At 53.0% G+C, this 22,076-nt stretch carries 17 protein-coding genes; 5 read left to right on the top strand and 12 right to left on the bottom strand.

Features of this window, described 5'->3' with window-relative positions; genetic code table 11:
• Positions 1 to 19: 19 nt before the first annotated feature.
• Positions 20 to 1,147: a tRNA guanosine(34) transglycosylase Tgt gene (gene tgt, locus OGY13_RS03810; RefSeq protein ID WP_003021535.1), complete on the bottom strand. Its 1,128-nt coding sequence runs from the start codon at positions 1,145 to 1,147 to the stop codon at positions 20 to 22.
• A gap of 55 nt (positions 1,148 to 1,202) precedes the next feature.
• Positions 1,203 to 2,273, bottom strand: coding sequence for a tRNA preQ1(34) S-adenosylmethionine ribosyltransferase-isomerase QueA (gene queA / locus OGY13_RS03805; RefSeq protein WP_003021529.1), 1,071 nt, complete (start codon positions 2,271 to 2,273; stop codon positions 1,203 to 1,205).
• A gap of 90 nt (positions 2,274 to 2,363) precedes the next feature.
• Here queA and acpH point away from each other — a divergent pair, with 90 nt between their 5' ends.
• Together acpH and OGY13_RS03795 are read left to right on the top strand one after the other, a co-directional pair.
• Complete coding sequence (gene acpH / locus OGY13_RS03800) at positions 2,364 to 2,945, top strand: ACP phosphodiesterase (RefSeq protein WP_003830978.1); 582 nt, start codon at positions 2,364 to 2,366, stop codon at positions 2,943 to 2,945.
• Positions 2,946 to 3,113: 168 nt separating this feature from the next.
• On the top strand, positions 3,114 to 3,716 hold the full coding sequence (locus OGY13_RS03795; RefSeq protein ID WP_003021524.1) for a peroxiredoxin: 603 nt from the start codon (positions 3,114 to 3,116) through the stop codon (positions 3,714 to 3,716).
• 67 nt (positions 3,717 to 3,783) lie between these two features.
• Here OGY13_RS03795 and OGY13_RS03790 read toward each other — a convergent pair whose 3' ends face one another.
• The 3 genes from OGY13_RS03790 to OGY13_RS03780 all read right to left on the bottom strand — a co-directional run bounded on the left by OGY13_RS03790 (position 3,784) and on the right by OGY13_RS03780 (position 7,034).
• Positions 3,784 to 5,652: an amidohydrolase gene (locus OGY13_RS03790; RefSeq protein ID WP_212024197.1), complete on the bottom strand. Its 1,869-nt coding sequence runs from the start codon at positions 5,650 to 5,652 to the stop codon at positions 3,784 to 3,786.
• A gap of 21 nt (positions 5,653 to 5,673) precedes the next feature.
• Positions 5,674 to 6,219, bottom strand: a complete 546-nt coding sequence (locus OGY13_RS03785; protein WP_003830975.1) for an antibiotic biosynthesis monooxygenase — start codon at positions 6,217 to 6,219, stop codon at positions 5,674 to 5,676.
• A gap of 173 nt (positions 6,220 to 6,392) precedes the next feature.
• Positions 6,393 to 7,034 (bottom strand): hydrolase, encoded by a 642-nt coding sequence (locus OGY13_RS03780; RefSeq protein WP_003021513.1) that lies wholly within the window; start codon positions 7,032 to 7,034, stop codon positions 6,393 to 6,395.
• 273 nt (positions 7,035 to 7,307) lie between these two features.
• Between OGY13_RS03780 and OGY13_RS03775 the strand changes: the two genes are divergently transcribed.
• Positions 7,308 to 8,210: a LysR family transcriptional regulator gene (locus tag OGY13_RS03775; protein ID WP_213752457.1), complete on the top strand. Its 903-nt coding sequence runs from the start codon at positions 7,308 to 7,310 to the stop codon at positions 8,208 to 8,210.
• Here the strand turns inward: OGY13_RS03775 and malZ are convergent.
• From malZ to phoB, 5 genes are all read right to left on the bottom strand, one after another.
• On the bottom strand, positions 8,204 to 10,021 hold the full coding sequence (malZ, locus tag OGY13_RS03770; RefSeq protein WP_213752458.1) for a maltodextrin glucosidase: 1,818 nt from the start codon (positions 10,019 to 10,021) through the stop codon (positions 8,204 to 8,206). The two genes, OGY13_RS03775 and malZ, sit on opposite strands and share 7 nt — an antisense overlap.
• Before the next feature lie 138 nt (positions 10,022 to 10,159).
• Positions 10,160 to 11,533: a proline-specific permease ProY gene (proY, locus tag OGY13_RS03765; protein WP_008783922.1), complete on the bottom strand. Its 1,374-nt coding sequence runs from the start codon at positions 11,531 to 11,533 to the stop codon at positions 10,160 to 10,162.
• An 81-nt stretch (positions 11,534 to 11,614) separates the two neighbouring features.
• Positions 11,615 to 12,934: a branched-chain amino acid transporter carrier protein BrnQ gene (gene brnQ / locus OGY13_RS03760; RefSeq protein WP_003021501.1), complete on the bottom strand. Its 1,320-nt coding sequence runs from the start codon at positions 12,932 to 12,934 to the stop codon at positions 11,615 to 11,617.
• 405 nt (positions 12,935 to 13,339) lie between these two features.
• A complete protein-coding gene (phoR, locus tag OGY13_RS03755) occupies positions 13,340 to 14,635 on the bottom strand; it encodes a phosphate regulon sensor histidine kinase PhoR (RefSeq protein ID WP_008783921.1) in 1,296 nt (431 codons plus the stop codon).
• A gap of 50 nt (positions 14,636 to 14,685) precedes the next feature.
• Positions 14,686 to 15,375 (bottom strand): phosphate response regulator transcription factor PhoB, encoded by a 690-nt coding sequence (gene phoB / locus OGY13_RS03750; RefSeq protein WP_003830970.1) that lies wholly within the window; start codon positions 15,373 to 15,375, stop codon positions 14,686 to 14,688.
• Between the two features lie 190 nt (positions 15,376 to 15,565).
• Between phoB and sbcD the strand changes: the two genes are divergently transcribed.
• Complete coding sequence (sbcD, locus tag OGY13_RS03745; protein WP_213752459.1) at positions 15,566 to 16,768, top strand: exonuclease subunit SbcD; 1,203 nt, start codon at positions 15,566 to 15,568, stop codon at positions 16,766 to 16,768.
• Positions 16,765 to 19,908, top strand: a complete 3,144-nt coding sequence (gene sbcC, locus OGY13_RS03740) for an exonuclease subunit SbcC (protein WP_213752460.1) — start codon at positions 16,765 to 16,767, stop codon at positions 19,906 to 19,908. Before sbcD ends, sbcC begins: the two co-directional genes overlap by 4 nt.
• An 85-nt stretch (positions 19,909 to 19,993) precedes the next feature.
• On the opposite strand, the gene OGY13_RS03735 is transcribed toward sbcC, so the two are convergent.
• Both OGY13_RS03735 and OGY13_RS03730 read right to left on the bottom strand, forming a co-directional pair.
• Positions 19,994 to 20,992 (bottom strand): fimbrial protein, encoded by a 999-nt coding sequence (locus tag OGY13_RS03735; protein WP_060682669.1) that lies wholly within the window; start codon positions 20,990 to 20,992, stop codon positions 19,994 to 19,996.
• A 14-nt stretch (positions 20,993 to 21,006) separates the two neighbouring features.
• Positions 21,007 to 22,076 (bottom strand): fimbria/pilus outer membrane usher protein (locus OGY13_RS03730; protein WP_286637538.1); only part of this gene is annotated, 1,070 nt, incomplete at its 5' end.

Below are 22,076 nucleotides of genomic sequence, written 5' to 3'. Positions count from 1 at the left end.
AATTCCCTCATTATTAAAATTAATCAACGTTCACAGGTGGAACTGGTCTACCCTGACGTTGGTAAAAATCGGTCACGAAGCTCTCTAATTTACCCTCTTCAATAGCCTTGCGTAAACCCGCCATCAAACGCTGGTAGTAGCGAAGGTTATGAATCGTGTTGAGTCGCGCGCCCAATATTTCGTTGCAACGGTCGAGATGATGCAAGTAAGCGCGCGAATAATTGCGACAGGTGTAGCAATCACACTCAGCATCGAGCGGACTGGTGTCGCTTTTATGTTTCGCGTTACGAATTTTTACCACGCCGTCAGTCACAAACAAATGACCATTACGGGCATTTCGCGTTGGCATCACGCAGTCAAACATATCGATACCGCGACGCACGCCTTCAACCAGATCTTCTGGTTTGCCGACGCCCATCAGGTAACGCGGTTTATCTGCCGGAATCTGCGGGCAAACATGTTCCAGAATGCGGTGCATATCTTCCTTCGGCTCACCGACAGCCAAACCGCCGACAGCGTAGCCATCAAAGCCGATATCTACCAGACCTTTGACGGAGATATCACGTAAATCTTCGTAAACACTGCCCTGAATGATGCCAAAAAGCGCATTTTTGTTGCCGAGACTATCAAAACGGTCACGGCTGCGCTTCGCCCAACGCAAAGACATCTCCATTGAGCGTTTAGCATAGTCCCAGTCGGCCGGATACGGTGTACATTCATCGAAGATCATCACGATATCGGAACCGAGATCGTATTGAATCTCCATCGACTTCTCTGGATCGAGGAAAATCGGATCGCCGTTGATCGGGTTACGGAAATGCACGCCCTGCTCGGTTATCTTACGGATATCGCCCAGGCTGAACACCTGGAAGCCGCCGGAGTCGGTGAGGATCGGCCCTTTCCACTGCATGAAATCGTGCAGATCTCCGTGCAGTTTCATGATTTCCTGACCCGGGCGCAGCCACAGGTGGAAAGTGTTGCCGAGGATGATCTGCGCGCCGGTCGCTTCAACTTCTTCCGGCGTCATGCCTTTTACTGTGCCGTAAGTACCGACCGGCATAAAAGCAGGCGTTTCTACTACGCCACGATCAAAAACCAGGCGACCGCGGCGAGCGCGACCGTCTGTGGTATCCAGTTCAAATTTCATCTTCACTCCTGCGTCAGAAAAACAGTCCGACGTTTTAAACACTCATGCCGGAGACTTACTCCCCGACACGCTCAGAAATAGCCTGCGGATTGTACGTGATAAACATGGCATCCCCGTAACTAAAAAAGCGATATTCCGCTTTTACCGCTTCATGATAGGCGTGCATGGTGTTTTTATAACCAGCAAATGCGGAAACCAGCATAATCAGCGTTGATTCCGGCAGGTGGAAGTTGGTGACCAGTGCATCAATCACCTGATATTTATAGCCTGGATAAATAAAGATTTGTGTATCGCCGAAGAACGGCTCGATGAGATCGTTTTTGGCCGCCTGCGCCGCACTTTCCAGCGAACGCACGGAGGTGGTACCTACCGCAATCACGCGATTACCGCGCGCTTTCGCCGCCAGCACCGCGTCCACTACATCCTGCGGCACTTCCGCATATTCGGAATGCATAATGTGGTCTTCGATGGTGTCTACGCGCACCGGTTGGAAAGTACCCGCGCCAACGTGCAGGGTGACGAACGCCATTTCAATGCCTTTATCGCGCAGTTTAGCCAGCAGCGGATCGTCAAAATGCAGACCCGCGGTCGGCGCAGCGACGGCACCCGGTTTTTCGCTGTACACGGTCTGGTACAGCTCGCGGTCGGCGTCTTCATCCGGACGGTCGATATACGGCGGCAACGGCATATGGCCGATGGCGTTGAGGATATCCAGCACGCTGCGTTCGTCGTTAAACTCAACTTCAAACAGCGCGTCATGGCGGGCGACCATCGTCGCTTTAATACTTTCGTCGTCGCCCAGCAGCAGCTCGGCACCCGGTTTCGGCGCTTTCGAGGCACGAATATGCGCCAGAATACGTTTGTCATCCAGCATACGCTCGACCAGCACTTCAATCTTGCCGCCGCTGGCTTTACGACCAAACAGACGCGCAGGAATGACGCGGGTGTTGTTAAAGACCAGCAAGTCTCCAGGGTTGAGCTTATCGAGCAAATCGGTGAAAGTACCGTGCGTCAGCGCGCCCGTCGGCCCGTCCAAAGACAGCAAGCGGCAGCTACTGCGCTCAGCTTGCGGATAGTGGGCAATCAGGGATTCGGGTAGTTCAAAGGTGAAATCGGTAACGCGCATGACACTGACTCAGACTAAAATAAGAGGCGGGTAGTCTAGTGCCGGGGCGTTCTCCCTGCAACCTTTACCCCTCTGGATAAACGTTTAACTATGAATTTTCTTGCACATTTGCATCTCGCTCACCTTGCCGATAGCTCGCTTTCCGGCAATCTGCTGGCCGATTTTGTCCGGGGTAATCCGGAAACACACTACTCGCCTGATGTGGTAGCAGGCATCTTCATGCATCGTCGTATCGACGTGATGACCGATAACTTACCGCAGGTGCGTGAAGCCAAAGAGTGGTTTCGTAGCGAAACGCGCCGCGTCGCGCCGATTACGCTGGACGTTATGTGGGATCATTTTCTGTCGCGCCATTGGTCGGAAATCTCCCCTGACTTCCCGCTGACGGACTTTGTGCGCTATGCCCGTACCCAGGTAACCACTATTTTGCCGGAATCGCCGCCGCGCTTTATCAATCTGAACAACTATATATGGTCAGAGAAATGGCTTGAGCGCTACCGGGACATGGATTTTATCCAGAACGTCCTGAACGGCATGGCCAGCCGCCGTCCACGGCTCGATGCCCTACGCGACTCATGGTATGACCTCGATACACATTACGATGCGTTAGAAGAACGATTCTGGCAGTTTTATCCGCAAATGATGGAACAGGCGCGGTGTAAAACCCTTTGATCGCAGCCCGCATTCCCCGCCGGATAAGCAGTATCCGCCGTCCGGCAAAAGATTGATAGACAAAACCTGTCTCATTGATTGCCAGCGCCTCTTTGTCTTATTCCCGAACACTCTCTATACTGGCCCGCGTTGCGTTCCAAAAACCCCTTAACTTTGCAGGAGAATTATATGGTACTGGTAACTCGTCAGGCTCCGGATTTCACAGCAGCTGCGGTACTGGGTAGCGGTGAGATCGTTGAAAACTTCAACTTCAAACAGCATACCAACGGTAAAACCACCGTTCTGTTCTTCTGGCCGATGGACTTCACCTTCGTTTGCCCGTCTGAACTGATCGCATTCGACAAGCGTTACGAAGAATTCCAGAAGCGCGGCGTTGAAGTTGTTGGCGTTTCCTTCGACTCTGAATTTGTCCACAACGCATGGCGTAACACCCCTGTCGACAAAGGCGGCATCGGTGCAGTGAAATACGCAATGGTTGCTGACATCAAACGCGAAATCCAGAAAGCCTACGGCATCGAGCACCCGGAAGCGGGCGTTGCGCTGCGCGGTTCTTTCCTGATCGACGCTAACGGCGTTGTTCGCCACCAGGTGGTTAACGATCTGCCGCTGGGTCGTAACATCGACGAAATGCTGCGCATGGTTGACGCGCTGCAGTTCCACGAAGAGCACGGCGACGTTTGCCCGGCACAGTGGGAAAAAGGTAAAGAAGGTATGAACGCGTCTCCGGACGGCGTGGCAAAATACCTGACCGAGAACGTTTCCAGCCTGTAATTGGCATGAATCGACAAAAGGCCCGCAAATGCGGGCCTTTTTTATTGTTAGCAGATCCGATAAGCGATTAAAACGCGAAGCAGGAACAGCCAAGCGCGCCCCAGAAAGCCCGGTCATCTGACACCGGAATCCCCGATTTCCGCGCAATATCATGCTGGTGACCGTGTACACCGCAGCTACCGCAGCACTGGTGCATCTGCACCATTGCGCCAATTTTCGCCGCAGCAGGTGGTGCTGAGCGATAATGCCCTGGCACCTTCACCACTGGCGACCAGTCCGGCACAATCGGAATAGCAGGTGGTGCCAGCGGGGTGAAATGCCCGGCGGCGTAAACCACTTTGCCATCAACAACGGTCATCACCGACTCGATACCTTTGATCTCTTCTTCCGGCACGCTGAAGTAATCTTTAGACAGCACCACCAGGTCGGCCAGTTGATCTTTCTCGATGCGCCCTTTCTTACCCTGTTCGCTGGAAAACCAGGCGCTACCGGCCGTCCACAGTTCCAGCGCCACATCGCGCGGCAGACGGTTGTTATCATCGTACATTGCCATCCCGCCAACGGTACGGCCCGAAACCAGCCAGTAGAGCGCGGTCCACGGGTTGTAGCTGGCCACGCGGGTGGCGTCAGTCCCCAGCCCGACCGGAACGTCAGCCGCCAGCATTTTCGCCACCGGCGGCGTATGTTTAACCGCATCTTTGCCGTAGCGATCGACAAAATACTCTCCCTGGAACGCCATACGGTGCTGGACCGCAATCCCGCCGCCCAGTGCTTTTACACGCTCGATGTTCCGTTCGGTAATTGTTTCGGCGTGATCGAAGAACCAGTGCAGGCCATTGAACGGGATATCACGATTAACTTTCTCAAATACGTCCAACATTCGGCTGATAGATTCATCGTAGGTGGCGTGCAGGCGGAACGGCCAGCGATGCTCCACCAGATGTCGCACCACGCGCTCCAACTCATCTTCCATACCCTCCGGCAGATCCGGACGTGGCTGAAGGAAGTCTTCAAAATCCGCTGCAGAAAAGACCAGCATTTCCCCTGCCCCGTTGGCACGATAGAAGTCGGTTCCCTGCCCTGGCTTGAGCATATCGGTCCAGCGTTCAAAGTCTTCCAGTTCCTGCTTTGGACGCTGGGTAAACAGATTGTAGGCAATACGCACCGTCATCTGTTTGTTGGCGTGTAACTGCTCAATGATCTCGTAATCTTCCGGGTAGTTCTGGAAGCCGCCTCCCGCATCGATGGCGCTGGTCAGTCCCAGACGGTTCAGTTCACGCATAAACTGGCGGGTCGAATTAACCTGCATTTCCAGCGGCAGTTTTGGTCCCTTTGCCAGCGTAGAGTAAAGGATCATCGCGTTCGGTTTAGCGATCAACATTCCGGTCGGGTTGCCGTTGCTATCACGCACAATCTCACCGCCCGCCGGATCCGGCGTCGCTTTGGTATAGCCAACCGCTTTCAGCGCGGCGCGGTTGAGCAAAGCCCGGTCGTAGAGATGCAGAACAAAAACCGGAGTATCCGGAGCGGCTTCATTCAGTTCTTCGAGGGTTGGCATGCGACGTTCGGCAAACTGGAATTCACTCCAGCCGCCCACCACGCGTACCCATTGTGGCGACGGCGTTCTGTCAGCCTGGTCTTTGAGCATGCGTAGCGCGTCCGCCAGTGACGGCACGCCTTCCCAACGCAATTCCAGGTTGTAATTCAGTCCACCACGAATAAGGTGCAGGTGCGAATCGTTCAGGCCCGGAATCACCGTATGTCCTTGCAGATCGACAACCTGCGTCCCTTCGGCGGCAAAGCTCATTACCCGATCGTGGCTACCGGTCGCCAGGATCTTTCCGTTGGCGATCGCTACCGCCTCGACCTGCGGACTTTGCCTGTCGAGAGTATGAATTTTTCCGTGAGTCAGAATCAGTGTGGCAGTTTGAGACATAACAATCTCCTGAGATACCGGTCAGGCTTTTTTCAGCCATCCGGCAAACAGACGGGTTACGATGGGCATCCAGAACCAGACCACCAGCGCAACCACAAAGGCATCATTGATGAGATGCAGGAGTAACGAGCCCTTCATTGCAGGCAGCACAATGCCGGTCAACCACGGCACCAGATTGGTGCTGGGAAATATCACCAGCAGGGTTATCAGAAACTGTTTCCAGCGTTTGGGCTGGCGTACATGGGGCGCGGGCGGCGTAAACCAGAATGCTGCTTCGGTGCGAATTTCGGTTTTGTCACCTTCAGCCAGCAGTGGAGCAATCTCTTCGACCAACACGCGGCGCGTATCGGACTGGGTCCAGCTATACAGATGCTCAAGCGTGTCGAAGCGGATAATGATGTTCCACAGGTTGTTGCCATCTGCCGGGCGAATCACGTTCGCCCCGAGATGACCGGGAAATTCAGCCGCTACAGGCATGATTTTCCCCAGCCACTGCTCATACCTCTGCGCCTGCTCAGGTAGCAGAGTGTGAGTAATTACCAACGTCACATGTTTGTTCTGCGCCATGAAGGGTTCCTTGTTGACAGGAAACAGGCCACTTAGGCCAGGAAAGCAATACACAAAATCATTCATGGTGCATCGAGGCGGCAAGGTTGTGGATCCCCGGGAGCTTACATAAGTAAGTGACCGGGGTACGCAAGCGAAGCCAACAAAGATGCAACATGAAGGATGACATGTATTTAAGCTTTACGTTCCGGCGCGCCATGCACCATGGTATAGGCATAATCCACGCCCATACCGTAGGCGCCGCTGTGCTCGCGCACCAGATCCATGACGGCGTCGTAGGTTTCTTTGCGGGACCAGTCGCGCTGGTACTCGAGAAGAACCTGTTGCCAGGTTACGGGTACGGCACCTGCCTGTACCATGCGGTCGATAGAACGCTCATGAGCATCTACGGACGTGCCGCCGGAGGTATCAGTTACCACATAAACTTCATAGCCTGCCTCCAGTGCCATCAGCGCCGGAAAAGTCAGACATACTTCGGTCCACAGCGCGGAGATAATCAGTTTTTTACGCCCGGTCGCTTCCACTGCTTTCACAAACGCCGCATCTTCCCAGGAGTTCATTGAGGTGCGTTCAATGGGTTTGACATCAGGATGAACCGCTAACAATTCCGGCCAGATATATCCGCTAAAACTTTTGGTTTCTACAGAAGTATAAATCACCGGAACATTGAATATTTTCCCGGCTTTCGCTAATGCCACGGTATTATTTTTTAAAGTCTGGCGATCAATATTCGCCACACCGAATGACATTTGCGGCTGATGATCAATAAAAATAAGCGTAGAATTTTGAGGGTCAATCAGTTCCCGAATAGACATAGCACACCTTCTTAATCAATAAGTTAAAAGGCAACGGTCTGTATCTGCCGTCAGCAGCAGGATCCTGAATCAGAAAGCTTGTTGAGTATAGCGGGAAATTTCTAACGAGTTATTAAAGAAAACTTACCATCCTGTGAAACTATTAATTTTGTGTTGCGATATATCCTAAACAACATCAAAAAAATGCGCATGACTCATCTAATTTATTCACTGGCATTGTTTTTCTTCATTCGGTACAACAGAAGGGTTTAATTTTCAGGATATTTTCTGCTTATGCGCATTAATCTGGATGTTTTGCTTATTCTCGACGCTCTCGACAAACAGGGTTCATTTGCCGCAGCGGCCGAGTCGCTGTTTAAAACCCCTGCCGCACTCAGCTATATGATTCAGAAGCTGGAAAGCGATTTGAATATCGAGCTGCTTGACCGTTCCGGGCACCGGGCAAAATTTACCGATACCGGACTGATGATGCTGGAAAAAGGGCGTTTGCTGCTGAATGCGGCAAAAGATCTCGAAAAGCAGGCGGTACAGCTGAGTTCAGGCTGGGAAAAAGAGCTGGCAATTGCGCTGGACGACTCCTTCCCTTTCTCCGCGCTGTTGCCCATTATCGATGAATTTCATGCGCTGAATAAGCAAACTCGCCTCAGTTTTACCCACCATACGCTGGCGGGCTCCTGGGAGGAGCTGACCCATAATGGAGCCGATATTATTCTGGGGGCAATTAATGAACCGCCAACGTCTGCAGCCTGGTCCTATAAAATGCTCGGCACGTTGGACAATGTGTTTGTCGTTGCGCCTGAGCATCCGCTGGCAGCAGCAGCAGACGGCCTGACCAACGAACAGTTATGCCTGCATCGGGCGATTGTTATCAGCGACAGCGCCCGCTTCTGCCATCCGTTACAAACCAATCTGATGGAGGAACAGGCGCAAATCCGCGTCGATGACTTCCACAGTAAGGTGATGCTACTACGAGCCGGTATGGGCTGCGGATTTCTCCCCCGCCATATTGCCAGCCCGTGGCTTACCACGGGCGAGCTGGTGGAAAAAACGGTTATCTCATTTCGCCAAAAAGACGTGGCATATATGGCATGGCGCAATAACCGCGATGGGCTGGCACAGCGCTGGTGGCGGGAAACGCTGCTGGCAAGCCCGGAGATTGCGCGCTTATATCAATGACCTATCCATACCGAGGCGGAAATCGCCGGCAACGTCAGGATATCGTCGGCAAGCATGCCATTGCCCTCTTTGTGCTGCCATTGACTCACGCTCAGTAATGGCGAGGCTGGCAGGACCACTTCACAAGCGTGGCCACGGTTAATCGCCACCAGGACGCGCTGTCGGTTTAGCACGCGAACAAACACCACCACGTTATCCTCGGCGTAAATCACCTGGCAACCACCGTGGCGCAGCGCCTGATTCTGGTGGCGTAATTTTGCCAACCGCTGATACAACGCCAGCAGAGTAGCGTCCTGTTTTTCAGGCTGCCACGGGAACGGTTTGCGACAAAACGGATCGTTGTTCCCGTCCAGCCCCACTTCGTCACCGTAGTAAATACAGGGCACGCCAGGCCAGGTAAACAGCCACACCACCGCTAGCTGTAACCGTGCGACGTCTTTACCGAGCAGAGATTTAAAGCGGGCGGTATCGTGGCTGTCGAGCTGATTAAACATCCGCAGCTGTTGCTGATGCGACAACCCCGCGCGGTAGTTATCCATCCACGCCATACAGGTCTGGGCATCAATGGATTGCGGGTCGTATGAGATATCGGTATTGGCGAGAAATCCCCAGAGGGGGAAGGTAAATCCGCGATAGTTCATGGCGGCATCTTCTGCATCAGCCTGCAACCACTGGCGCGCATCGCCAAAATGCTCACCCACCACATACGCCTCTGGCTGGGTTTCTTTTGCCGCCTGCGTAATTCCGGCCACATGTTGTAGGTTGTTACGTGCGCCTCCGGCCTCTCCCAGCATGTGCACCACATCAAGACGCCAGCCGTCCATACTCCACGGCGCTTTCAGCCAGTGGCGGACGATACTGTCTTCACCACGATAAATTTCATTCACCAGGCTTTCCGAGGAAAAGTCCAGCTTAGGTAAGCTGGAATATCCCAGCCAGTCGAGCGCAACGCCGTCGGCTGAGAAATGATACCAGTCGCGCCAGGGGGATTCTGGATTATGGCACGCCCCGTCTGTCCCCCGATTATGTCGGCCAAACCAGGCGTGCGAATCGCCGCTATGGTTAAAGACGCCGTCGAGAATCAGACGCATGCCCTGCTGTTGGGTGTTGTGCCGCAGACGCAGTAGCGCCCTGTCGCCGCCAAATTGCGGATCAACATGACGGTAATCTTCGGTATCGTATTTATGCACGCTCGGGGCGGTAAATACAGGATTCAGATACAGCGCCGTGACCCCTAACGTTTTCAGGTACGGTAGCTTTTCGCTGATGCCGTCCAAATCGCCGCCATAAAACGTGGAGCCACCGGCCTGAGCCGTAAGCGGTTCGTCCCATTCGCGCCGCACGATGTCGTGTCCGGCGGCGTGGTGGTAATAGACGTTATCCTGGCCCGCTTCACGCGACTGGCTGCGGGCAAAACGGTCCGGGAAAATTTGATAGAAAATCTGATCGGCAACCCACTGCGGACCATTATCCGGCACATCAACCGCAAACTGCTCCAGACGCGCAGGCGGAAAACGGCTGAATCCCTGCGGGGTGAACCACAGCTGACGATCGAGCCAAAGTAATTTAAAGCTATAGCGTCGACGAGGCTGCCCGCTGGAGAGATCGATCGCCGCTCGCCACGCGGTCACACCCGGCTGCGGCTGGCTGCGCTGCTTGTGCATAGCCAGCGAAATCTCTTCGTTATCGTTTTCTGCGCGTAGCGTCACCCGCTGGGGTGGATTTTCCCCCGCCAGCCATAATGTAATCGTCAGTTGATCTTTGTTTTGCTTAACAAATGGGGCAACCGGAAGGTGCCAGGCGTTCAACATCACGTATCCCCTTTGATGATAATGACGTCACCTTGCCATAGCGAAGTGCAGGATCACTCATCATCTTAACGTTTATTGGGGGAGGAGTTCGGGGGAGGAGAAACTTGCCGGGTAACGCAAAGCTACCCGGCAAAAATATTACTGTGCTTCAGCCAGTTGGCGCTCGCGACGGCGCTTGAATCCCCATCCGACCAGCAGCAGGACAATCCACGCAAAGCCGACGTACAGCGAAATGCGGGTATCCGGATGATAGCCGATGAGCGCGATGATAAAGACCAGGAAAATCAGGCCAACAACAGTCGTCGTGACCCCACCCGGTACTTTAAATTTCAGCGCTTTGACCTCATCCGGCGGCAGACGACGACGGAAAGCAATCTGCGACAGCAGGATCATAATCCACACCCATACCGTGGCGAAGGTCGCCAAAGAGGCGATCACCAGGAAGACGTTTTCCGGCATGATGTAGTTAAGATACACCGCAAACAGCAGCGCGATAGTCATCACCATTACCGTCACCCACGGCACGCCACGACGCGACGTCTTGGCGAACATTTTCGGGGCACTGCCCTGCTCCGCCATGCCGTGTAGCATACGCCCCACACCGAAGACGTCAGAGTTAATAGCCGACAACGACGCAGTCAGAACCACAAAGTTGAGGATCCCGGCAGCAAAGGTAATGCCCATATGCTGGAACGTCATAACGAACGGGCTACCGTCGGTACCCACCTGGTTCCACGGGTAGATAGACATAATGACGAACAGCGTCCCCACATAAAACACCAGGATACGCATTGGTACGGAGTTGATGGCGCGCGGAATAGATTTTTCCGGGTCTTTGGCTTCGCCTGCGGTAATCCCGATAATCTCAATCCCGCCATAGGCAAACATCACCATTTGCAGCGACATCACCATGCCGAGCCAGCCGTTGCTGAAGAAGCCACCGTTGCTCCATAAGTTATGGATACCGGTAGGTTGCCCGCCGTTGCCAATCCCCCAAATGATGATACCGAAACCGGCGACAATCATGATGATAATGGTGGCGACTTTGAAGAACGAGAACCAGAACTCCAGCTCACCAAACACCTTCACGCTCATCAGGTTGATGGCGCAGATAATCAGAACCACGCTGAGTACCCAAATCCAGTGCGGTACCGCCGGGAACCAGACGCCCATGTATATGCCGAAGGCTGTCACGTCGGCAATGGCGACAATCAGGATTTCAAAACAGTAGGTCCAGCCGGTAATGTAGCCTGCCAGCGGTCCGAGGTTTTCCTGCGCGTAGCGCGAGAAGGAGCTGGCTGCCGGGTTATGAACAGACATTTCGCCCAGCGCACGCATAATAATGTACGCCGCGACACCGCCGATAATATAGGCCAGCAATACGCTTGGCCCCGCCATTTTGATAGCGTCGGCCGAGCCGTAAAACAGCCCGGTACCAATTGCTGAACCTAATGCCATAAAGCGGATGTGCCGGGTGCTCAGCCCACGCTTTAGCTTGTTATTACTTTCCATCGATTCCTAACCTGTTAACACAATAAAAAAACCACGGGGCCATGTTAATAGCCCCGTGGTTAAAACTTATTGTCAGTGATATTAGTGTGCGCTGGAGGTCACTTGTCGACCCGCGGCGCGATCCCAGATAACTGCCAGGACCACCATCACGACTGTTGGCATCAACCACGCCAGCCCCTGCTCCGCCAGCGGTAAACGCTGGGTCCAGGCCGGTAACACGTCGCCAATTGCAGAAGCTTTAATGCCATCAAGGATACCAAAAATCAGGCTGATAAACATCGCAGGAGCAATGACGCGGGAAGAATTATGCCACCATGAGCGGGTAAAGCTTAATACAACCAGTGCGATACATGGCGGATAGATAGCCGTCAGCACCGGAATAGAGATCTGAATCAGATGGCTCAGACCCAGGTTAGAAACCACCATCGAGAAGCCGCCGAGGATAAATACCAGCGTGCGATAAGACAGTGGAACGTACTGGGCAAAGAACTCTGCGCACGCACAGGTCAGGCCAACCGCGGTGACCAGACAGGCGATGAAAATCAGCGCCGCCAGCAGGAAGCTTCCTGCACCGCCAAAGGTGTGCTGAACATACGCATGCAGAATCGCCGCGCCGTTAGCAGACTGATCGACCAGAATCGCGCTATCTGAACCCAGACGGAACAGCGCGAGATACAGCAGCGTTAAGCCCACACCCGCCATTAAACCCGCCCAAACGGTATAACGAGTCAGCAGACGCGCTTCAGTAACACCACGCGAGCGAGCGGCGTTAACGATAACAATACCAAACACCATCGCGCCCAGCGTATCCATGGTCAGATACCCGTTCACGAAGCCATTAGAAAACGCCGCAGTTTGATAGGCTTCCATCGCATTACTGATCGGGCCTGCTGGCCAGACGATTGCAGCGACAGACAGGACCACCAGCGCCAGGATTTTCAGCGGTGCCAGGAAATTACCCACCGTATCCAGCAGTTTGCCCGGATAAAGCGAAACCAGAATGACAATCGCGAAATAGATAACGCTATAGATAAACAGCGGCAGCGCAGAGTCACCAGTCAGCGGTGCAATCCCGACTTCGAAAGAGACCGTCGCGGTACGCGGGGTAGCGAATAACGGCCCAACGGCCAGATAGCAAACGGTCGCCAGCAGCAGACCGGCAACTTTACCGATAGGCGTGCTCAGTCGGTCCACACCACCGCCGACTTTCGCCAGCGCGACAACGGTAAGTACCGGCAGGCCAACGGCCGTAATCAAAAAGCCAAAAGCCGCAGTCCAGACGTGTTCACCTGCCTGCAAACCAACCATTGGGGGGAAGATGATGTTACCTGCACCAACGAACAGTGCAAATGTCATAAATCCCAAAGCGATAATATCGCGCGATTTTAACTGATGGGTCATAAAGTCTTACTGCCTGTGGATGTGGTGTTGAAAATAGTAAATTTTTGCCTTTTCCTGGGGGACAATACAGCGGCATTTTTGCTCAATTCCAGCGGGAAACACTCCCGACCTGGCGCGGCGAAGAATAGTTTTTCGATTTACCGCGTAAATGCAGTCGGTATGACAGCACCTGGAGCGCAATTTAAACGCTTATAACGTTTTAAAGCAAGGTGGGATCCAAAAACCAGAACAATATAGCGATATGAAAAATAGGGTTAGCACAAAACACCATTTCATGGAAAAAGGTATGGGTAATAGTTCGAACAAAAAACAATCAAACGTCGTGAAATTCAGGAGGCATCTATTGACCACATAAAAAAAACCAGCTTGCGCTGGCTTTTGGAAAGATTATCTTACGAATACGTCTTAGCCGTTACTTTTGGCAATGAAACGTTCCGGGATCATGAAACTAAATCGCGTCCCTTTGCCTGGTTCGCTTTCGATGTTCAAACGGCTGTCGTGGTGATGCAGCGCATGTTTCACGATAGCCAGCCCCAGCCCGCTACCACCCGTTTGTCGCGATCTCGCCTTATCCACACGATAAAAACGTTCGGTCAAACGTGGAATATGCTCGGGGGCAATGCCCGGACCGTTGTCTTCCACGCAAAACTCCGCCCCCGACGCCACATGATGCCAGCGTACGGTAATGTGCGTTCCTGCTGGTGTGTGGTTAACCGCGTTGTACACGAGATTCGAGATAGCGCTACGCAACTGCTCCTCGTTGCCTCGCACATTCAGGCTGTTATCGACATCAAAGGTAAACGTATGTTTATGCTGGCTCAGGGTTTGCGCTTCGTGCTCGATCACGCGCAGCATCATGGGTACATCGACTTTCTCATTCAGCTGCAACGTCGGCGCAGCTTCAATTTTTGACAGCGTCAGCAGCTGTTTCACCAGGCCTTCCATACGGTACGTTTGTTCACGCATGGTATGCAGTGCTTTTTCGCGCGTTGTCCCTTCCAGCGGATGCTCCTGCATCATTTCCAGGTAGCCTTGCAGCACCGTCAGCGGTGTGCGCAACTCATGGCTGGCGTTGGCGAAAAAGTTACGCCGTGAACCTTCCAGTTGGTGCATCTGGGTAACGTCGCGCGCCACCATCAACAATTGCTTATCGGTATAGGGCATCACGCGAATTTCCAGATGCCGTCCGGTATTGAGCACCAGATTGATTGGCCGGCTAAAATCGCGCGTTTTCAGATATTGTGTGAATTCCGGGTAGCGCAGCAGGTTAAGAATATTTTGCCCGCTATCGTCCGGCCAACGCAGTCCCAGAACCTGCTGAGCCAGTCCGTTACACCAGAAGATACCGCCTTCTTCGGTGGTCAACACCACCGCGTCGGGTAGGGATTCCGCCCCGCTGCGAAAACGTTTAATCAGGTTACCCAGTTCTCGACGGCGCTTTTTGTTGCGAAGCTGCATTTGATGCAGCCCATATAACAACGGCTCCCAACTGCCTCGCCCCGGCGGCGGCGTCATACTTCTGTCGACCCATAACCACCAGGATAAACGTAATAAATTCCAGAAATGCCAGATAAGCAGGCCCGTTACCGACGCCAGTAAAAACCAGGGCAGGTAACCGAAAAAAGCGCTAAGGATAAATGCCGGTATGCAGCACAGGATCAGCTCCAGTACCAACCTTTTCCATGACAATCGTTCTAGCAAACGTCTTACTCCATAAACGGCCTAATCCATCAGGCCCTGATTCTTGTCAGTCAGAAGCGGGTCGAAAAACGATATCCCGTCCCGCGAACTGTCTGCACCATACGATCGTGTCCGCTGTGCTCCAGCGCTTTACGTAAGCGACGGATATGCACATCCACTGTCCGGTCTTCCACGTAGACATTGGTTCCCCAGACATGATTGAGGAGTTGTTCACGACTGTATACACGCTCGGGGTGAGTCATAAAGAAGTGCAACAGTTTGAATTCGGTCGGCCCCATATCCAGCGGTTCTTCGCCGGTCATCACGCGATGCGATGTGGGATCAAGACTCAGCCCCTGCATCTCAATAACCTCTTCCACCGCCATGGGGGAAATTCGACGCAGCACAGCTTTAATACGCGCCACCAGCTCCTTGGGAGAAAACGGCTTGGTAATATAATCATCCGCACCGGTTTCCAGACCCCGGACGCGATCTTCCTCTTCTCCCCTCGCCGTCAGCATCATTACGGGGATGTCCCGCGTCATGGCTTCGCGCTTGAGATGCTTAATAAACTGTAGACCCGAGCCGCCGGGAAGCATCCAGTCAAGCAGGACGAGATCCGGCCAGGGTTCATTGAGTTGGTTCACAGCACTGTCATAGTCTTCGGCTTCTACGGGTTGAAAACCGTTTTGCTCGAGCACGAAGCAGACCATTTCACGAATTGGAGCTTCATCTTCTACGACCAGAATACGTCTCGCCATGATTTGCCCTGTTTATAATTAAATCGTTTGCCATCAATACGGTGCCATTATGCGTCAGTTTTATGACAGATTTATGAAAAGATAGTCCAGGTTTAACGCAGCCAGACGAATTATGACAGCCCGGAGACAAGATATTACCGTCCTTGAAAGGTTATAATCCCCGCCACTGTTTTATCGTCATGGAACTCTTATGCGCATCCTTCACACGTCTGACTGGCATCTGGGCCAAAATTTCTACAGCAAGAGCCGCGCCGCTGAACATCAGGCCTTTCTCGACTGGCTGCTGGAAACGGCACAATCCCAGCAGGTGGATGCCATTATTGTGGCGGGCGATATTTTCGATACCGGCTCACCGCCAAGCTACGCCCGTGAGCTGTATAACCGTTTTGTCGTCAATTTGCAGCAAACTGGCTGTCATCTGGTCGTGCTGGCAGGCAACCACGATTCCGTCGCCACGCTCAATGAATCCCGCGATATTCTGGCGTTTCTCAACACCACGGTCGTTGCCAGCGCCGGCCATGCGCCGCAGGTGCTGCCGCAACGTGATGGCACGCCGGGAGCGATCCTGTGTCCGGTTCCTTTCTTACGACCACGTGACATCATTACCAGCCAGGCCGGGCTAACCGGACAAGAAAAACAGCAGCATCTGCTGGGGGCGATCACCGACTATTACCAGCAGCAGTATCAGGACGCCTGCACGCTGCGTGGCGATCGAAACCTGCCCATCATTGCGACCGGGCATTTGACCACCGTTGGCGCCAGTAAAAGTGACGCCGTACGTGACATTTATATCGGTACGCTGGACGCCTTTCCGGCGCAAAACTTTCCACCCGCGGACTACATCGCACTGGGGCATATTCATCGGGCGCAGGTTATCGGCGGGACGGACCATATTCGCTACTGCGGTTCACCGATTGCCCTCAGTTTTGACGAGTGCGGCAAAAGCAAATGTGTACATCTGGTGAGTTTCGAAGCGGGGAAACTCAGGGCCGTTGAAAATCTCACCGTACCGGTCACCCAGCCGCTTGCGGTACTGAAAGGCGATTTAGCCGCCATTACCGCCCAGCTTGAGCAGTGGCGTAACGTGCCACAAGAGCCGCCGATATGGCTGGATATTGAAATCACCACCGACGACTATCTGCATGACATGCAACGTAAGATCCAGGCCTTAACCGAAGATTTACCGGTCGAGGTGTTATTGGTGCGCCGCAGTCGAGAACAACGTGAACGTATTATGGCCAATGAACGACGCGAAACGTTAAGCGAGCTAAGCGTAACGGAAGTTTTTGACCGCCGCCTGGCGCTGGAAGAGCTCGAGGAGCCTCAGCGTGAGCGGTTGAATCAGCTGTTTAGCGCAACCTTACACACGCTTGCCGGGGAGAGTGAAGCATGAAAATTCTCAGCCTGCGCCTGAAGAACCTCAACTCCCTGAAGGGAGAATGGAAAGTCGATTTCACAGCAGAACCTTTTGCCAGCAACGGGTTGTTCGCCATTACCGGGCCAACGGGCGCGGGGAAAACCACCCTGCTGGACGCGATTTGCCTCGCCCTGTACCACGAAACACCGCGCCTGAATACCGTGTCACAGTCGCAAAACGACCTGATGACTCGCGATACCGCGGAGTGTCTGGCCGAAGTTGAGTTTGAGGTGCGCGGCGAAGCCTACCGCGCATTCTGGAGCCAGAACCGGGCGCGCAATCAGCCCGAGGGCAACCTGCAGGTCCCGCGCGTAGAGCTAGCCCGCTGCGCTGACGGTAAAATCCTCGCCGATAAAGTCAAAGACAAGCTGGAGATGACAGCCGAGCTTACCGGGCTGGATTACGGGCGTTTTACCCGTTCGATGCTACTGTCTCAGGGCCAGTTTGCCGCCTTTCTTAATGCCAAACCGAAAGAGCGCGCCGAGCTTCTGGAGGAGTTAACTGGTACTGAGATCTACGGCCAAATCTCCGCCATGGTGTTTGAAAAGCACAAGTCGGCGCGTACGGAGCTGGAAAAACTGCAGGCCCAGGCCAGTGGCGTGGCGCTGTTAGCACCAGAGCAGGTGCAGTCCCTGACGGAAAGTTTGCAGGTACTTACTGACGAAGAAAAACAATACCTTACCAGCCAACAAACCCAGCAACAGCACCTCAACTGGCTTATTCGGCAAAATGAGCTTCAGACGGACATAAACCGCCACCAGCAGGCATTAGAGGCAGCACTTCAGGCGCAAGAAGACGCGCAGCCGCAGCTGGCAGCGCTGAGCCTGGCGCAGCCGGCCAGAGCATTGCGCCCTCACTGGGAGCGAATCCAGGAACAAACGGCTACTATCGAGCGTACGCGCCAGAAGATTCAGGAAGTGAATACTCGCTTACAAAGCAGCTTAGCGCTGCGCGGGCGTATCCGTCAGCAGGCGCACACGCAATCGACCGCGATACTCGCCGAACAACAGACGTTAACCGACTGGCTGAACGAACATGACCGCTTCCGCTTATGGAGTAGCGAACTGGCAGGATGGAAAGCGCTGCTGGCGCAACAGTCCGACGCCAGCGCCCAGCTACGCCAGTGGCAACAGCTGCGGGAGAACGACACACGTAAGCTCGATGCCCTGCAGCTTCCCACGTTGACCCTTTCGCCGCAGGAAGTGACAGAAGCGCTGGCGCAACATGTGCAGCTTCGTCCACTACGCCAGCGCCTCAGTAATCTGCACGGGCAAATCGCCCCGAAGCAAAAGCAGCTGGCACAGCTACGCGCTTCACTGGTGCAGCGCCAGCAAGAGCTGACCCAGCGCAACGCGGTACTTGCCGAGAAACGTCAGCGCTATAAAGATAAAAATCAGCAACTTGCCGATGTGAGACTCATTTGCGAGCAGGAAGCCCGCATCAAAGATCTGGAAAGCCATCGGGCATTACTGGAATCCGGCAAACCTTGTCCGCTTTGTGGCTCTATTACACATCCGGCTATCGCGCGTTACCAGACGCTTGAGCTGAGCGTAAATCAGGCACGACGTGAAGCGCTGGAAAAAGAGGTCAAAACGCTGGCCGATGAGGGTTCAACCCTGCGCGGGCAGCTTGAGGCGATAACGCAGCAACTTCAGCGCGATGAACATGAAGCACAGAGGCTTTCTCAGGAGGAGCAAGCACTTACTCAAGAGTGGCTGACCGTTACCGCCAGCCTCAACGTATCGCTACAACCGCAGGATGACATTGCCCCGTGGCTGGCCGCTCAGGAAGAGTACGAACAACAGCTTCACCAGTTAAGCTTGCGTCATACCCTGCAGGCGCAAATCGCCGCGCATACCGAACAGATTACTCAACTCCAACAGCATATTGACCAGCGCCAGGCAACGTTAACCTCAGAGCTGGACCGTCATGGCCTGGCCCTTCCGCCCGAGGATGACGTCGCCTCATGGTTAAGCGAACGGGCGAACGAAGCGCAAATGTGGCAACAGCGCCAGAATGAACTGACTGAGTTACAGGCCCGGATTGCCCAGCTTGCGCCGCTGCTGGAAACGCTGCCAGAATCTGAGGCGCTTTCTGAAAACATTGAGGATCTGTCGCTGGAAAACTGGCGGCAGGTGCACGACGATTGCCTCTCTTTACAGGGACAGTGGCAAACCTTGCAGCAGCAGGAAGCACAGGACGTTCAGCGCGCCGCGGACATTCAGGCGCAGTTTGATGCCGCATTGCAGGCCAGCATCTTTGACAATCGTGACGCCTTTATCGCCGCCTTGCTGGATGAAGAGACCTTCAACCGTCTTGAGCTGTTGAAACAATCGCTGGAAGTCCAGCAACAACAGGCACAAACGCTGCTTAATCAGGCCCAGCAGGCGCTGGCGACTCATCAACAGCAGCAACCAACCGGGGTGGATCTCACGCTCACGGCACAACATCTTCGCGACACGCTGGCGCAGCTCACCCAACTGCTGCGGGATAACACCACTCGTCAGGGAGAAATTCGCCAGCAGCTCAGGCAGGATACTGAAAACCGCCAGCAGCAGCAGGCGCTGATGCAGGAGATTGAAAAAGTCGCGCAGCAGGTCGAAGACTGGGGCTATCTGAATGCGCTGATCGGCTCGAAAGAGGGAGATAAGTTCCGCAAATTTGCCCAGGGACTGACGCTGGATAACCTGGTCTGGCTTGCCAACAACCAGTTAACCCGTCTACACGGTCGCTATCTGTTGCAGCGCAAGGCCAGCGAAGCGCTGGAGCTGGAGGTGGTCGATACCTGGCAAGCCGATGCGGTGCGTGACACGCGTACGCTCTCCGGCGGCGAGAGCTTCCTGGTGAGTCTGGCGCTGGCGCTGGCATTGTCCGATCTGGTCAGCCACAAAACGCGAATTGACTCCCTGTTCCTCGACGAAGGCTTCGGTACGCTGGACAGCGAAACGCTGGATACCGCGCTGGACGCACTGGATGCACTCAACGCTACCGGTAAAACCATTGGCGTGATCAGCCACGTCGAAGCAATGAAAGAACGCATTCCGGTGCAAATCAAAGTGAAAAAAATCAACGGGCTGGGCTACAGCAAACTCGACAACACTTTCAGAGTGGAATGACGCTGATTTTTCGACGTATTGATATTGCCGACAAGATCGGCAATATCATTCCCTGCATATTATTCTTACGCTTAAAAAATAACCGCTAGCGGTAAATCATATCAAAGGTCGCCGTGGCGTTGATTTCGCCGGCCCGCAAGTTCTCATTTAAACGTATGACGTGAGCTTTAAACGGCAGAGCGACGCTCCCTTCTGCACCATTTTTTATCGTGGACAGGAGCTCGCCAAAATTCACTAACCGATCGTTATATAAAATTTGTACACCGACACCTTGCGCAGACGTCGGAGAATCAAGGTCATTTAATGTCAGAATAGTGCTATCGCCTGCTGCCGTTGTACCAGAAAATAATACATTGACATTGGTATCCTGATCGCACGTCAAATCAATTTTAAAATCAACCGCATCACCAGTATCACCCGGGTTATTCAGGCTGACAGTTTTAAAGTAACGCCCCAAATTAACAGAAATATTCTTACTATTAAGTACACAACTGGCACTGTTAACTACCACATCTGCATCGGTAAAGTTAATATGAAGTTGGGCGGCGGATTCATATATTCGGGAAGCACTAAATCGTGATAATTGCAAGGGAGTATCTGTAATAGGTTGCCCGGTTGAGATTAATCGCACCTCAAACATTGCCGATACATTTGTGTATTCACACCCCTTACATGTTTTATTACCCTCGGCCTTTGCCGGAGAATAAAAAATACGGGCATCACTTGGTGAGTAGCTTTTGCCACTATCAACAGACAACCACCAAATTTTAATCCCAATGCCTGGGTTATTCGTCTGATAAACATATTCTTCAACACCATTTACCAGCGTCAATGATGAGTCATCATATCCACGATAGATTGGGTGCACCCCATTACAAAATATATCCGATTGATTTGGAGCACTAAGATAACCGCTATCCCATAGGACAGTTCCTGCAGGGACATCGCGCTGAGCGTTAATAGTCGGAACGGTGACCGTATAGGTTGCAGCTGTCGTATCATTTTTATAATAACATGAAGCATAACTTACCACTGACCAGTTTAGTACAAAAAATACAATCACATACCTAATGAAGGATATCATTATCACTTTCACCTTTATTTACACTCTGCCGCTAATATAGCAACGGTTTTGTTGGTAAGTTCATCGGCAGGAATAGCAATCTGCGCGGTACACTGCTGTGTTGCTTTCTCACCCCACTTCACCATAACGCGATCGCCTGCCGATACACCGGTTAAATAAACCTGTCCATTATCACCCACGATACTGGCATAATTTTTTTCGTTTTCCCCTGCCAATGCCGCAAGCGCGCCGAAAGGAACGTTATTTCCATTATGTTGTAGCGTTAACAAAACACGTATACCGGTGCGTGCAGAAAATGTTGCCAGTGTGACCGCACCACGCGAAGGAATCACCTGTTTGACGGGCTCCTCAATATCAACCTGCGGGTTACTTGCCGTATTCAATATAATGTTATTCGTTCGATAGGGTGAGGCATATGGAATAACAGCGTAGCCATAGGAATCAGTATATACGCCGGTACTGTTTTCTACTTTAATATCAGGCCCATCGTCGGCATCGACTAAGGTCACCGTTTCAGGTAGCGACTGTGCTAAAGTAAACCCGCCAGCATGGCCGATAATCCCACCTTGTAACTTATAATTCACTTGCCGGCTGTTGTTGTCATAATTGTACCCACCAGAAACAGAGCCAAATGAGCCTTGCCAGGTGGCATTCATACTTCCATTCTCCCCCATTCCATTATTCCCCCAGGACTGCTGGAGATTATAATTGAGGTTATCATCCTGCAATGCAGTACCACTGATCCCAATCAGATGTTGCTGACTACGATGACGGTTATCTGTATAAGTATAATTCGCCCAGGCACTGGGTAACCATTTATCTAAGGGAATACTGACAGTAAATGAAACCTGCTCATCTCGATGTGAGGTTGGCGTTTGCGTCAACGAATAGTTGAGCATAAATCGGATCCGTTCCCAGTTCTGGTTATAACCGACAGATACCGTGCGCTCATATCCCGCCAGTCCCCAGTAATCTTGCTGATAACCGGAGATATAGAAAGAACCTAGGGAAGGTGCGAATAAGCAGGTCATGTCTTCCCAAGCTGACTCGTTGATTAAAATTTCGCGGATCTGGGCCGATTTTT

It is taken from the genome of Citrobacter sp. Cpo045 (genome assembly GCF_030332875.1).
GTDB classification, from domain to species: Bacteria; Pseudomonadota; Gammaproteobacteria; order Enterobacterales; family Enterobacteriaceae; genus Citrobacter; species Citrobacter portucalensis.
This window is presented reverse-complemented; position numbering and strand designations above follow the sequence as displayed.